Origin of the sequence: Bradyrhizobium retamae (assembly GCF_001440415.1) — a bacterium.
GTDB lineage: Bacteria > Pseudomonadota > Alphaproteobacteria > Rhizobiales > Xanthobacteraceae > Bradyrhizobium > Bradyrhizobium retamae.
Genome location: NZ_LLYA01000191.1, coordinates 17906 through 29616, shown reverse-complemented (window position 1 = coordinate 29616; position 11711 = coordinate 17906). Strand labels below are relative to the sequence as shown.

The following is an 11711-nucleotide window of genomic DNA, read 5'->3' as shown; positions in this document are numbered from 1 at the left end:
TAACACAAACCTCCTGTCCGTCGCGCTTGCATAGGATCTACTTTCCGGCGCAAAAATCGCGGCTCTGAAGGGGCGGGGTCAACCACGCAGACAACGAGAAGCCCCGCGGGGGTCGCGGGGCGATGAGAGGGCAAGATTGGCGCTGGAAGTGGACTACCTTTGGAGTGACTGCTCTTCCATCACGCGACCGATGCTCATGAGGTTATCGGCGACAACGCCAAGCCCGACCCAGCGCTTCATTCCAGTGCTGCCTTTGTAGCGGCAGCGATCGAGCCGGTGCCGCCGTTTGGCCACGCTGATGCGCCCCTCGCATCCGGTCCGCCATTTCTGGCCGTTGCGGAACCAACGCTTCTTCTGCTCGCGCTTGCGCGCGACGCTATGGATGGAGCGATTGGGGATGCAGACGCGTTGACGCCGCTCGCCTTCGCCGCGGCTTCATTCCTGGCGGAATAGAACCCGGCGTCTGCTGCGACCAGACGTGGCGTGCGACCGAACTTGGCTTGGTGGATTTCGATGGCCGGGATCAACAGGTCCGAATCACTCGGCCGCCGGTCGTAGACTTCGTAGTCGATCACGATCTGGTTTTCGGCTTCCTGCAGCTTGACCATCTTGCCGAACTCGTTGGGCTTGCCGGCCTTGCCCTTGCGAATGATCTCCGTCGAGGGCTCGAACACGCTGAGGAGCTTGTCCTCTACCCGTGTGTTGCCGCGGAAGATGCGTTCCCGAGTCTGCCGCATCACCTGTCGCACGAGCGACATCATCGTTTCCAGCTCCTGCCGCAAGCCTTGCAGCGCCAGCCGCTTCAAGATGCCCTTGGCCCGCTTCACGCCTGCGGCGATCTCATGGGAGAAGCGCTTCGCTTGCCCCACCACCCGGCTCGTCGAGTTCAACAGCCGCCGGTAGCCTTGCTTGAGCTTCTCGCGATTGAGCGGTCCTTTGGCACGTGCGGTTCGCGCGATATCGAGCAGGCGCAGTTTTACGCTTCGCGTTCGGTCGCGCAGTTTGGTTCCGGCCGTGCCGACGATCTTGGTGACCTTCTTCATGGTGCGGATCAACACCCTTACCCCGTCGCCCAGCAACGTGCTGTCGGTCGGGTAATGGATGTTGGTCTCCACCACCGTCGTATCCACGCGCATTCTGCGTCCCTGCGTCCCCCTCGTTGCTGCGCGATTTGCACGATCCGGTCGTGGATCTGCCTGATTGTTTCCGGATCCACAGCCAGGCCCCAGCGTCCCATCGTCTTGGCGTCCGGCGTCTTGCCGCCGCCCACCCGGGTGAAGTCGCGATACACCAGATTGGCGCGCACTTCGCGTTCCAGCACGTGATAGCTCCAGTTGCGAACGTGCTTGAGGATCCACAATCGCAACACCATCTCGGCCGGCGCCCCCAGCCGACCACGACCACGACTCTTGGGATGTCGTCTCGCCAGCGCCTCGTACACCGCACCGACGATCTGTTCATCCGCCAGAACCCGGTCAGCATGGGTCATCCAGCCTTCGCGAAGATCGCTCACTTCCCCGGCGATCAAGCCGTCGCCGAAGCTCAGTTGCGCTCTGCGCATCTCAATCACGTTTCTTCCTCCCCCGCGGCAGCGCCGCATCAGGGCGCAACAGGTGGTGATTGAGCTCGCAGATCGCCTCGATCGCGTCTTTCAGCTTCTGGTAGTTGTCCAGCCAACGGCGCACCTCGGCAACGCGCTCGCGCCGCACGCTGAACTGACGCACGCGTCCGCCCGCATAGCTTACCGTCAGGACATGCACCTGGTGCCCTTCGCCGCGCGCGCATTTCGGGCAGCCGCTCTTATGACGAACCGTGCGCTCCAGCAGCGAGCCGCGCAGCAGTTCGCCGGTGACCGGCAGCTTCCCGACAAGCTTCTCACGCGTTTGTGGGCTCGATTACGAATCATTCATAAGAATGAATCAATGCTGCCGCTTCAAGTCAACGCCAAGCCGTCCGACCTTGCAGTTTTCGCCACAGCGAGCGATTCTGGCAGCCGGACAAGGCCGCCGATTTTTGCGCCGGAAAGTAGCTAGTTTGCGCAGCTTTCAACGATTGCCTTGATCGGCAGAATCTTTTTTGGAACGGCAAAGTTATCGATCCGATCAGCCCAATGCTGCATCAGCTTGGTGCGCGAGCCGATCAGGGCCAGCGGTCCGTGCCGTTTGTAGATCGCCTTTACCGAGTCACTTTCGAGATGCGCAAGTTGCAACTCGATGACGTCCCCATCCCACGCCTTGGCTTCCTTAATCTCCTCATGGTGACAAAGGGTCGAGAACGTAGTGCGGAAGCCATGGGCGCAATGTTCGGTCTTGGTGTCGATGCCGAGCGCACGCAGCCGACAACAGAGCGTTCTACCGGACAAGGGTGTATCTTCGGCACAAGCGAACACGTAGCGCCGATTACCGGTGATTTTCCGCACGCGTCGCAGGATAGCGAGGGCTTGTCGCGACAGTGGCACGACATGGTCCCAGCCGGTCTTCATCTTAGCAGCAGGAATAGTCCACCGTTCGGTATCCCAGTCGACTTCTGACCATTCCATGTTGTTGATCATGCCGGGGCGCGGAATGGTCAGTGCATCGAGCCGAAGGGCATCACCGACCACGTCGCCAAATCTGGCCTTCGCCCATGTCGGCATGATCAGCCTGAACAGGCGAACCACATCCTGCGGATCAGTGACGCCGGGCCGAGGCGTCGAGACGTTGACAACAAGCTGCATCTTGCAGGCGCGGAACGGATTGTAGCCATCCCCTTCGAGGTCAGCGTAGTCGCAAACTTGCGAACCGATACTGTGAACTCGGTCACGGGTCTCTAGTCTGCCTTCAGCCTGCATCGCCCGAAAGAAGGCGAGAACGTCGGGGCGCTTGATGTCTTTCCGATAGAGCTTTCCGAAACGATCCTTCAGATAACCAGCCCATCGTTCGAGCAGCGCGATGGTTTCAGGACTGCGCACTGTGACACGTCTGCCGCGCTTGATCTTCTCGGTCTTCTTCTCTGCGAGCCATTCATCGATCCACACGCCGAAAGGGCGTTCGGCCGCCTGACGATGTCTTTCGAACTGCTTTTCGACGGAGGGATCGACTGGTGGGTCTTGGGCGAGCAGCGCCTTTGCGGCGTCGCGCTTCTGACGTGCAGTGGCGAGTGAGAAGGTGCCGTCGTTGCCATCGCCGTAAGGCCCGATCGAGTAGGTCTTCTGTCGGCCGTGAAAGCGATAGGCCATCTGCCAGAGCTTGGAGACGGCTTTGCCCGGCCTGTTCAGGTCCGGCTTGATGAAGAGGTAGAGCCCGCCGCCTGTCACGTCAGAAATCTTGGTAGCCGTCCAAGCGCCGTTCTCGAATTTCGGTTTGGCGGCGCGACAGTCGACGTCGGACCTGATCTGCTCGGGGTTCGCGTGCTCGCCAACCTGACTGCGTGCCATCTGTTTCGATTCTCGCGCCTCGGAAGATCGGAATTGTGCGGCGACGTTTGTTCTTCCGATACCAACAAGAATACCAACAAAATCGGCGGCTGGACGCGAATAAGAACAAACAGTGCCGAACGGCAATGTACGCGAAAACCCCTGTTCTTCAAGGGTTTCTGAGCATGTGCGAATGCCAGCGAACATCTTAGGACATCTCCGAATACTCTACTTTCTTACGTCCGAGGTAATCGAAACGGGTCGCAGGTCGGGTCACTTTGGCGGCACAGGAGATGACCCATGCTGATGCTTTCGCTGTTCCGCTTCGTCGCCGCCATGATCCCCTGGGTACGCAATCTGGTCACCTGGCTCGTGGCGCGCTCCCTGAACATGCCCGAGCCCCTGGTGCATGACACCGGTGTCTTCGTGTTCGTGCAGGTGCGGGCGATCGAGAACAGGGTCGGCAAGGCGCTCTGCCCGGTGCGGCTGATGCGTCAGCTCCGGTCGCTGCTGCAACGCTGATCCCTGCCACCAGTCATTCCCAAGCAAAGGAGAACGTCATGATCCATCCGTCCACCTTCCTGAGCCGCGCCCTGCTCGCCGACGCCATCTTCAGCGGCGTCGCCGCTGTGGCGCTAACGCTCGGCGCCGGCACGCTCGCGCCGCTCCTCAATTTGCCGGAAGTCTTGTTGCGCGAAACCGGCCTGTTCCTGATCGCCTATGCCGCGCTGGTCGGCTGGCTGGCCACGAGGTCAACGGTGACGAAGGCGCTGGTGTTGTTCGTGATCATCGGCAACGCCGCATGGACGCTGGGCAGCATCGCGCTGCTTTTCTCGGGCACAGTGTCGCCAAACCTGCTCGGTCAGGTCTTCATCGTGGCGCAGGCGATTGCAACCGGCGTGTTTGCCGAGCTGCAGTATATCGGGCTGCGGAAGAGTGGTGAGACGGTGGCGGCGTAAGCCACATTGCGAGCCAACGGGTGCGCGAATGCGCGCCCGATGACATGCTCCGCGAAGCAATCCTCCGCTTGCTGAGGCGTGGATTGCTTCGTCGCTTTCGCTCCCTTGCGCAACGCTTCGCGTTTGTCGCAGGCAATGACGAGGATAAGCCTCAGCTCAATACCACCGCCGCGATCATTCCGGCAAAAGTCAGCACCAGCCCGATGACCAGCATCGGCACCAGGCTGCTGCCCGAATACGGGTCGGCCTGCTCCTTGTTCGTCACGATATGTGCACGATACGCCATCACACTGCTCCTGCCTGATTGCGTCGAAATCTTTCACCGTTTGCGAGCATCAAGCCGTTGGCGCCGGCGATGCCAAGCTCGAGACTCGCCGCAATCCGCCGCGCCCGTTCCACGAAATGCGCTTCCGCTTCCGGCGGGCAGATCTCGCGCGCGGTGGCCTCGAACAGGCCGAGCCAGCGGTCGAAATGCGCGGCATCGACCGGCAATGGCAGATGCTTGGCCATCGGCGTGCCGTGGTAGCGCCCGGTCATCAGCGCGACGGACGACCAGAATGCGTACATCTGCTTCAGATGCGGCTCCCAATCCTTGATGCGCGCGTCGAAGATCGGCCCCAGCACCGCGTCCTCGCGGACCTTGGCGTAGAAGCCGCGCACCAGGCGCTCGATCATCGTCTCGTCAATTCCGGTTCGTTGCATGATCTCGGCCGTGAGCCGTTCGCGCCGCTCCGGCCCTGCCACGATCGCTTCCATTTCGCCTGCCCTTAAATAGGTATTTCAAATACCCATTTAGACGGCTATAGATGATTTGCAAGCAGATCTTTTGAGAGGGGCCCCATGCGCCTGACGTCGTTCACGGATTTTGCGTTGCGTGCCCTGATGCGGCTGGCGGGCGAACCCGGCCGTTCCTTCGCCACCAATGAAATTGCGGCCGAGTTCGGCATTTCCCGCAACCATCTGGCCAAGGTGGTGCGCGACCTCGCCGAAAGCGGCTTCATTTCGACCCAACGCGGCGTCGGCGGCGGCTTCATGCTGGCCCGCCCGGCCCAGTCGATCACCATCGGCGAGGTGGTGCGCGCACTGGAAGGGCCGCCGCTGGTCGAATGTTTTCGTGAGGATGGCGGCAGTTGCGTGCTGAAACCGCGCTGCCGGCTGAAAGCGAAGCTGGCCGCTGCCCGCGAAGCCTTCATGCGCGAGCTCGATGCCACGACGCTGGCGGAATGCGCCTACCCCGCGCAGCCCAGACGCAGTCCGGCGACCGCGTAAGGCCCGCGCCGAAGCATCAGGACTTCAACATGAAGCCGATCGAATTCGAGAATGGAATCGTGCAGATCGATGCCGCGATCGTCGCCGAAGGCCTCGGCATTGCACTGCCGCTTCTTCAGAAGGAGATGCGCGCGGGCAGGATAACGAGCTTTGCCGAGCGCGGCGTCGATGCCGACTTTGGCCGGCATCGGCTGACCTTCCTGTCCGCGCATCGGCGGTTTCGCGTCGTGGTCGACGAAACAGGCACTATCGTTCAACGATCGGCGGTCGATTTCGGCGATTCGTCGTTGCCGAAATCGGTGCGCAAGCCCGGTGGATAAACCGCCGCACGCTCAGAAAGCTGCGCAGAAACAGATGACATCAGCACAAGTCAGCGGCACGGAAGGATATGCCAGCGAAGCGGAACAGTTGTTCCTGCGCTACGAAAGCATTCAGGCGACTGAGAATCACCGCCATGTCCTGCATCTGATACCCAAAGCCCCGGCCCGCGTGCTCGATATCGGTTCAGGAACTGGACGGGACGCGGCCTGGCTCGCAAGCTTCGGGCATCGTGTTATCGCCGTCGAGCCTACCGACGCCCTCCGCATCCTCGCCATGGCGCTGCATCCCTCTCCCCTGATCGAATGGCTCGACGACAGCCTGCCCGATCTGGTCCGCCTTCGGGCACGCGGCGAGACATTTGATCTCGTGATGCTGACTGCGGTGTGGATGCATCTCGACCAAACCCAGCGTCAATATGCGATGCCGAATCTGGCCTCGCTGATTGGGTCAGGCGGTACTATCACTATGACGATCCGGCATGGGCCCGTGCCGCCCGCGCGGCGGATGTTTGAAATCCCCGCCGAGGAGACTATCGCGCTCGCGCAGGCGCACAGCTTGCGCTGTGTCTTGAATGTCGCCTCTGAATCGCACCAGGAGAGTAATCGCGCCGCCGGCATCACCTGGACAAACTTGGCGTTCGTGAAGGCAGACGCTTCGGGCTCATTTTCGCGCTAACTGAGCCCGGCTCTCCTCAAGAAGCGCATCAAACAAAGGGCGAGAGCCTTGCTCCGATTCAATCAGGGCGAAGCAATCTATGCCTGGAGGACCGGCGCCGGCGCGGAAACCGGCCGTTTCCTGGCAGCCGATTTCTTGCCGGACGCTCTGAGACGGCTGCTGCCGTTCAGTGATGTCCCATTCATTGACATGCCATTGCGCGAATGGCCGTTCAGCTTGGGCGTCTTCTTCGGCGTGTGCTCGGCCTCTGCCTTCAATTTATCCTTCAGATTCGCGTCGGCCTTGGCCAACTTTTCCGCCTTCTTCAGCGCCTTCCGCTCGGCCTTCGCCTTCAGCCGCGCCTTCTCCGCCCGCACTTCGGCACGCTTCTTCTTGCGTTTTTTCTCGCAGGCTGCGCATTTGCAGCCGATCGGCTTCAGATAGGCTTTGAAATAATCGGTGCCGTAATCGTAGTTGATCTCCTCGCCCGGCTCGATGTTCTTGATGGCGCGGATGAACACCTTGCGTTTACGGGGTTTGACATCGGATTCGGCGTTCGGCCGACAGGAATGGTTGATATAGCGGGCGATGTTCTTGCGCACCGAGCCGTCGATGGTCCAGCGGTTGTTCAGTTCAAACAAATATTTGTTCTCGATCGCGTCTTCCTCTTTCTTCTTCGAATCAAGAAGCGGCCCGAAATAGCGGATAATCTTAGTGCCCTTCTTGATCGGCTTGGTGGCGAAAAGGCCAAGTCCGGTGCGAGAGCGGCCGACGCGATAGGGTTTATTCGAAGGAATGGATGGCATGGTGACTGAATGACTGCACGCTCGGAAAACGAGGAATTGCGAAGCCGCCCTTCTAGGACGATTCAAACCGAATGTCAGGTGTTTCGCGGCGTTTCCGTGAACCTTCCCCAGATTGCGCACGTCTGATGTTCGAAGTTCCAGAGGAAATGAGCGGCAGGATGAAACGTTCCTCGCAATCGATCGCATCGGCCCTGGTTGTGCTGTCCGGCCTGATTTCGCCGGCCCACGCCCAAACATTCAGCAGCAGCTACACGTCGACCGCGCCAAAGGACTGCCACACGGTCGGCAAGCCCGAGGCGGACGGCAGTACGACGCAGGTCTGCCCCGGCAAACCTGGGCTGGTCGTACTGATCAGCGAGGGCGATCTGCGCGAAACCGTCTCTGTGGGGCGAAACCGCGAGGTCGCCGCCAAGGAGCCGGCCGCGGAGGCCTGGTTCGGCCCCTTCAGTTCGACCGGCCACACCGTCGAATGGCGGGCGGTCGACGGCAGGCCGTTCGCGATCATTCAGCGCTGGCTGATCGCCGATAACAACGACCTGGACAAGACCGGCAATCCGATCACGAAACCGATGCTCGCGGTGACACGGCTGCCGCCCGGGCCGGTCTGCCACGTCGCCTATATCGACGGCCAGGCCAACCGCAATGCCAACGAGCTCGCGCGCCAGGCTGCGGACGAATTTGCGCGTGATTTCAAGTGCGGCAAGGAGGAAGTGAAGGTGATTGGCGAGCGCGGCCGCGCGGTGGAATTGGCAAAGCGGTAATGGTAGACGCAGTCCGGCGCTTTCTTGCCGCATTAACGTCAAAGCTTCGGGCTTGAGTGCTTGAACCTTGTCAAACCTTATTATTTCACGGCATTACCCGGGGCAGCGATGCATATAAAACTCTTGGCACTCCTCATCGCCGGCATCGCCCTCTCCGGCTGCTGCGCCTCCGGAACTGGCTGCTCGACGCAGACCGCGGGCGCGCCGATTGCCTGGGACGGGTTGGGTGAACCGCCGACCGCAGATGGCCAACAAGCCGGGGCAGCCCAGCCGAAGCGGAGAACCGCCCGCCATCGCGAGATCATTCTCGGCCCCCTGAACGAAGCCCCGCCCAAATCGGACGTCAAGGCGCGCTACGACGAGTGGACGCGGCAGCCCAACGAAGACGCGGAAGCCGACGCAAGGCTCGCACGGCAAACCAAGATTTGCAGGGGTTGCTGAGCGGGACGCCAGCCGCAACCGTTGCGCAGCTTCATCCCGCCTGCGAATGCCCGCAGAGCGGCCGCCGTCTTACACGCCCGGCGGTCGTGGCACTGTCGAACGCAGCATTGCATCCAGCAGCTGGTCGACGCCGGTCCCCTCGGGCAGCCGATGCAGGATGTCCTTGAGCCTTCCATCAAGCAGCAGCGTGGTGAAGCCGTGTACCAGCGACCACGCGCGGGCAATCGCGGCGGCATGGTCGAGCGACAAAGTCTCCAGCGCTTCGCCGGTGAGCTTTTCGTTGCGGCTGAAGCTCACCGCGGTGGCCAGTCCCTCGAAGGAGGCGGTCGCCGCCTCGTGCAGCGAGGGCCGTGTCATGTCGAGCCGCTCGGTACGGAACATCAGCCCGTACATGCCGGGGCGCGCCTGCGCATAGGCGACATAGGCCTTGGCGCGCGCCAACGCCTTCATGAGCGGGAGCGTTTCGGTGTTGCCCGCCGCGATCATCGCCTCGTTGAAGCGTCGAAATCCGATGGCCGCAAGTTCGCTCAGGAGCCCGGTGAGATCGCCGAAATGATGAGTCGGTGCCGCATGCGACACGCCGGCCTCGCGCGCAACCGCCCGCAGCGTCAGGCCCGACAGCCCGTCGCGTTCCAGCACCCGCTCCGCCGCGGCGAGCAAGGCGTCGTGCAGATCGCCGTGATGATAAGGCGTCTCGCCGGCCGGACGACGACGCCGGCTGGCCGGCCTTTCGGCTACAGTCTTCGCGGGCCTGCGCTTCGCGGCCGGGCGGTTCGTTTTGGTTGCTCTCGATAATCTTGCCATGCGAATCTTTATAACTACAATTTTTACACTGTAAAGATTTTGCTTGACGACCCATGGCAACACGCCTACTGATATCTTTACGATGTAAAGATATAACCGGAGGGAACGTATGATGCTCGACCAATTGGCGACGACCAATGCGACGCGGGACAATCTGGCGCCGATCCCGATGGAATGCGACGCGGCACACCTCAAGGTGACCGGCGAATTACCGCGCGAGCTTAACGGCACGCTTTATCGCAACGGCCCCAACCCGCAATTCGACGCGCCCGGCGCCCACTGGTTCGTCGGCGACGGCATGCTCCACGCCTTCCATCTGGAGAACGGCCGCGCCAGCTATCGCAATCGCTGGGTCCGCACCCCGAAATGGCTGGCCGAGCACGACGCCGGCCGTGCGCTGTTCGGCGGCTTCGGTCGCAAGCTACCTGGCGCACCAGCCGGGACCACCGACGATGGCGGCGTCGCCAACACCAACATCATCTTCCATGCTGGAAAACTGCTGGCGCTCGAGGAAGGCCATCTGCCGACCGAGATCGAGCCCGGAACGCTCAACCGCCTCGGCTATTGCGACTACCAGGGCGCTATCAAGGGTCCCTTCACCGCGCATCCGAAGATCGATCCGGTGACCGGCGAGATGGTGTTCTTCGGCTACAACGCCGCCGGCCCCCTTACCCCTGCCCTCTCCTTCGGATCGGTCAATGCTTCCGGCGTCGTGACGCGGTTCGATCGCTTCGAGGCGCCCTATGCCAGTATGGTGCACGACTTCATCGTCACCGAAAGTCACCTGCTGTTTCCGATCCTGCCGATCACCGGCAGCATGGATCGCGCGATGCGCGGCAAGCCGCCTTATGCCTGGGAGCCGGACAAGGGCGCTTATGTCGGCGTCATGAAGCGCAACGGCTCACCTGCGGATATCGTCTGGTTCCGCGCCGAGAGCTGCTACGTCTTCCACGTCATGAACGCGTGGGAGGAGGACAACCGCATCATTGCCGATGTGATGCAGTTCGAGGAAGCGCCGCTGTTTCCCCATCCCGACGGCTCGAAGACGGACCCGCAAAAATCGCGCGCCCGGTACTGCCGCTGGACCTTCGACCTCGCAGGCAATACCGACCGCTTCACGCAAACCTATCTCGACGAACTCACCGGCGAATTCCCGCGCATCGATGATCGCCGTGCGGGACAGGCGAACAGCCAAGGCTGGTACGCCTGCGCCAATCCTGACTTGCCGATGTTCGGCGCACTGTGCGGCATCGTCCATGTCAACGGCGAGGGCAAACGTCTCGGCAATTACCTGCTGCCCGCCGGCGATACCATTTCCGAGCCGGTGTTCGTCGAGCGCGGGCCTGACGCCGCCGAAGGCGATGGCTGGCTGCTTGCCGCCGTCTGGCGCGCGCGGGAGAACCGCAGCGATCTTGCGGTATTCAACGCGCTGGATGTCGAAGGAGGTCCCGTCGCGCTGGTGCATCTCGGCCACCGCGTGCCCGACGGCTTTCACGGCAACTGGGTTGGGGCGGAGTAAGCGTCACCGGTCGTCATTCTCCGATGTGCAAGTGCACATCGGAGAATCCATAGATACCGCATTTTAGCTTTCGACCGCAAATGATTTTGACACTGTAAAGATTTTCCTTGACGGCTCCGACGTCCAACACTACGGTATCTTTACGATGTAAAGATTAGCTTCCCCAAGAGGCCGTCATGACCATCTTCCTGATCCTCGCCCCGTTCGGCTCGTTCGCCCTGCTGATGCTGTTGACCTCGGCCGAGATCAGTCTCTTCGTTGCGGCCGCAATCTGCCTTGCCGTCATCGGCGTCGACGTTTATCGCGGCCGCTCGGTCAAAATACTCGGCGCGGGCTCGGTCGTCGTATTTGCCGCGCTCGGCGCATACATCTCCTTGGTCGATCCGAACCTCAGCCATTCGGCCGTCAAGCTGACGGTAGACGTCGGCGTGCTCGCGATCTCGCTGGTTTCGCTAATCATCCGCAAGCCGTTCGTCCTGCAATATGCACTTGAGGAGGTCGATGCCGAAACGGCCAAGCAGCCCGGTTTTCTGAAAACCGTCTACCTTATCACCTGGGCCTGGAACGCCGCGTTTGTCCTGATGATTATCGGCAACGTGCTGCCGATCTATGTCCCGGGTCTGCCGCTCTGGTCGGGACTTGCGATCGCGTTCGCCGCCCGCAACAGCGCCGCTTACTTCACGGCATGGTATCCGCAATATCGCAAGGCGAAGCATGGTAAGCCGCCTGCAAACGCCCTTCCCGGCACCAACTGAAGCAGACTTCCAACCGAAACCCATCAGC

16 protein-coding genes and 1 pseudogene are annotated in these 11711 nt (G+C 61.4%); 10 read left to right on the top strand and 7 right to left on the bottom strand.

Going from position 1 to position 11711, the window contains the following annotated elements; genetic code table 11:
- Positions 1-153: 153 nt before the first annotated feature.
- Together CQ13_RS41845 and CQ13_RS32275 are read right to left on the bottom strand one after the other, a co-directional pair.
- Positions 154-1561, bottom strand: a pseudogene (locus CQ13_RS41845) (ISNCY family transposase).
- 1 nt (position 1562) lies between these two features.
- Positions 1563-1823: a hypothetical protein gene (locus tag CQ13_RS32275; protein WP_488225905.1), complete on the bottom strand. Its 261-nt coding sequence runs from the start codon at positions 1821-1823 to the stop codon at positions 1563-1565.
- Between CQ13_RS32275 and CQ13_RS32270 the strand changes: the two genes are divergently transcribed.
- Positions 1803-2033 carry a hypothetical protein gene (locus CQ13_RS32270; protein WP_057846842.1) on the top strand — a complete coding sequence of 77 codons (231 nt, stop codon included), beginning with the start codon at positions 1803-1805 and terminating at the stop codon, positions 2031-2033. The genes CQ13_RS32275 and CQ13_RS32270 overlap by 21 nt on opposite strands.
- Here the strand turns inward: CQ13_RS32270 and CQ13_RS32265 are convergent.
- Positions 2030-3415, bottom strand: coding sequence for a tyrosine-type recombinase/integrase (locus tag CQ13_RS32265; RefSeq protein ID WP_057846841.1), 1386 nt, complete (start codon positions 3413-3415; stop codon positions 2030-2032). The genes CQ13_RS32270 and CQ13_RS32265 overlap by 4 nt on opposite strands.
- Positions 3416-3694: 279 nt before the next feature.
- Between CQ13_RS32265 and CQ13_RS32260 the strand changes: the two genes are divergently transcribed.
- Positions 3695-3916 (top strand): hypothetical protein, encoded by a 222-nt coding sequence (locus CQ13_RS32260; RefSeq protein WP_057846840.1) that lies wholly within the window; start codon positions 3695-3697, stop codon positions 3914-3916.
- 38 nt (positions 3917-3954) lie between these two features.
- Positions 3955-4353: a hypothetical protein gene (locus tag CQ13_RS32255; RefSeq protein WP_057846839.1), complete on the top strand. Its 399-nt coding sequence runs from the start codon at positions 3955-3957 to the stop codon at positions 4351-4353.
- A 151-nt stretch (positions 4354-4504) separates the two neighbouring features.
- Here the strand turns inward: CQ13_RS32255 and CQ13_RS46585 are convergent, their stop codons facing one another.
- Together CQ13_RS46585 and CQ13_RS32250 are read right to left on the bottom strand one after the other, a co-directional pair.
- On the bottom strand, positions 4505-4639 hold the full coding sequence (locus tag CQ13_RS46585; protein ID WP_283807553.1) for a hypothetical protein: 135 nt from the start codon (positions 4637-4639) through the stop codon (positions 4505-4507).
- Positions 4639-5109 carry a group III truncated hemoglobin gene (locus CQ13_RS32250; RefSeq protein ID WP_057846838.1) on the bottom strand — a complete coding sequence of 157 codons (471 nt, stop codon included), beginning with the start codon at positions 5107-5109 and terminating at the stop codon, positions 4639-4641. The genes CQ13_RS46585 and CQ13_RS32250 overlap by 1 nt, the downstream gene beginning before the upstream one ends.
- An 84-nt stretch (positions 5110-5193) precedes the next feature.
- Between CQ13_RS32250 and CQ13_RS32245 the strand changes: the two genes are divergently transcribed.
- The 3 genes from CQ13_RS32245 to CQ13_RS32235 are packed head-to-tail and all read left to right on the top strand — an operon-like array spanning position 5194 to position 6618.
- Positions 5194-5622 carry an RrF2 family transcriptional regulator gene (locus tag CQ13_RS32245; protein ID WP_057846837.1) on the top strand — a complete coding sequence of 143 codons (429 nt, stop codon included), beginning with the start codon at positions 5194-5196 and terminating at the stop codon, positions 5620-5622.
- 29 nt (positions 5623-5651) lie between these two features.
- Positions 5652-5942, top strand: a complete 291-nt coding sequence (locus CQ13_RS32240) for a DUF6522 family protein (protein WP_057846836.1) — start codon at positions 5652-5654, stop codon at positions 5940-5942.
- Positions 5935-6618, top strand: coding sequence for a class I SAM-dependent methyltransferase (locus CQ13_RS32235; protein WP_347337075.1), 684 nt, complete (start codon positions 5935-5937; stop codon positions 6616-6618). The genes CQ13_RS32240 and CQ13_RS32235 overlap by 8 nt, the downstream gene beginning before the upstream one ends.
- A gap of 77 nt (positions 6619-6695) precedes the next feature.
- On the opposite strand, the gene CQ13_RS32230 is transcribed toward CQ13_RS32235, so the two are convergent.
- Positions 6696-7403, bottom strand: a complete 708-nt coding sequence (locus CQ13_RS32230; RefSeq protein ID WP_057846835.1) for an SET domain-containing protein — start codon at positions 7401-7403, stop codon at positions 6696-6698.
- Positions 7404-7561: 158 nt separating this feature from the next.
- On the opposite strand from CQ13_RS32230, the gene CQ13_RS32225 reads away from it, so the two are divergent.
- Positions 7562-8164 (top strand): hypothetical protein, encoded by a 603-nt coding sequence (locus tag CQ13_RS32225; protein ID WP_057846848.1) that lies wholly within the window; start codon positions 7562-7564, stop codon positions 8162-8164.
- A gap of 60 nt (positions 8165-8224) precedes the next feature.
- The gene (locus CQ13_RS32220) at positions 8225-8605 is read left to right on the top strand and encodes a hypothetical protein (RefSeq protein ID WP_197427510.1); all 381 of its coding nucleotides are present in this window, start codon (positions 8225-8227) and stop codon (positions 8603-8605) included.
- Between the two features lie 69 nt (positions 8606-8674).
- Here the strand turns inward: CQ13_RS32220 and CQ13_RS32215 are convergent, their stop codons facing one another.
- Positions 8675-9409: a TetR/AcrR family transcriptional regulator gene (locus tag CQ13_RS32215; RefSeq protein ID WP_057846833.1), complete on the bottom strand. Its 735-nt coding sequence runs from the start codon at positions 9407-9409 to the stop codon at positions 8675-8677.
- A 112-nt stretch (positions 9410-9521) separates the two neighbouring features.
- Here CQ13_RS32215 and CQ13_RS32210 point away from each other — a divergent pair, with 112 nt between their 5' ends.
- Entirely contained in the window at positions 9522-10928 is a 1407-nt protein-coding gene (locus tag CQ13_RS32210; RefSeq protein ID WP_057846847.1) for a carotenoid oxygenase family protein, read from the top strand.
- 176 nt (positions 10929-11104) lie between these two features.
- On the top strand, positions 11105-11683 hold the full coding sequence (locus tag CQ13_RS32205; RefSeq protein ID WP_057846832.1) for a hypothetical protein: 579 nt from the start codon (positions 11105-11107) through the stop codon (positions 11681-11683).
- Positions 11684-11711 lie beyond the last annotated feature (28 nt).

Excerpts from the sequence above, each read along its gene's own strand:
- CQ13_RS32225 (WP_057846848.1), top strand. The coding sequence starts at position 7,562 with ATGAAACGTTCCTCGCAATCGATCGCATCGGCCCTGGTTGTGCTGTCC.
- CQ13_RS32250 (WP_057846838.1), bottom strand. The coding sequence starts at position 5,109 with ATGGAAGCGATCGTGGCAGGGCCGGAGCGGCGCGAACGGCTCACGGCC.
- CQ13_RS32215 (WP_057846833.1), bottom strand. The coding sequence starts at position 9,409 with ATGGCAAGATTATCGAGAGCAACCAAAACGAACCGCCCGGCCGCGAAG.
- CQ13_RS32260 (WP_057846840.1), top strand. The coding sequence starts at position 3,695 with ATGCTGATGCTTTCGCTGTTCCGCTTCGTCGCCGCCATGATCCCCTGG.
- CQ13_RS32240 (WP_057846836.1), top strand. The coding sequence starts at position 5,652 with ATGAAGCCGATCGAATTCGAGAATGGAATCGTGCAGATCGATGCCGCG.
- CQ13_RS32205 (WP_057846832.1), top strand. The coding sequence starts at position 11,105 with ATGACCATCTTCCTGATCCTCGCCCCGTTCGGCTCGTTCGCCCTGCTG.
- CQ13_RS32265 (WP_057846841.1), bottom strand. The coding sequence starts at position 3,415 with ATGGCACGCAGTCAGGTTGGCGAGCACGCGAACCCCGAGCAGATCAGG.
- CQ13_RS32255 (WP_057846839.1), top strand. The coding sequence starts at position 3,955 with ATGATCCATCCGTCCACCTTCCTGAGCCGCGCCCTGCTCGCCGACGCC.
- CQ13_RS32230 (WP_057846835.1), bottom strand. The coding sequence starts at position 7,403 with ATGCCATCCATTCCTTCGAATAAACCCTATCGCGTCGGCCGCTCTCGC.
- CQ13_RS46585 (WP_283807553.1), bottom strand. The coding sequence starts at position 4,639 with ATGGCGTATCGTGCACATATCGTGACGAACAAGGAGCAGGCCGACCCG.
- CQ13_RS32210 (WP_057846847.1), top strand. The coding sequence starts at position 9,522 with ATGCTCGACCAATTGGCGACGACCAATGCGACGCGGGACAATCTGGCG.
- CQ13_RS32245 (WP_057846837.1), top strand. The coding sequence starts at position 5,194 with ATGCGCCTGACGTCGTTCACGGATTTTGCGTTGCGTGCCCTGATGCGG.
- CQ13_RS32270 (WP_057846842.1), top strand. The coding sequence starts at position 1,803 with ATGACGAACCGTGCGCTCCAGCAGCGAGCCGCGCAGCAGTTCGCCGGT.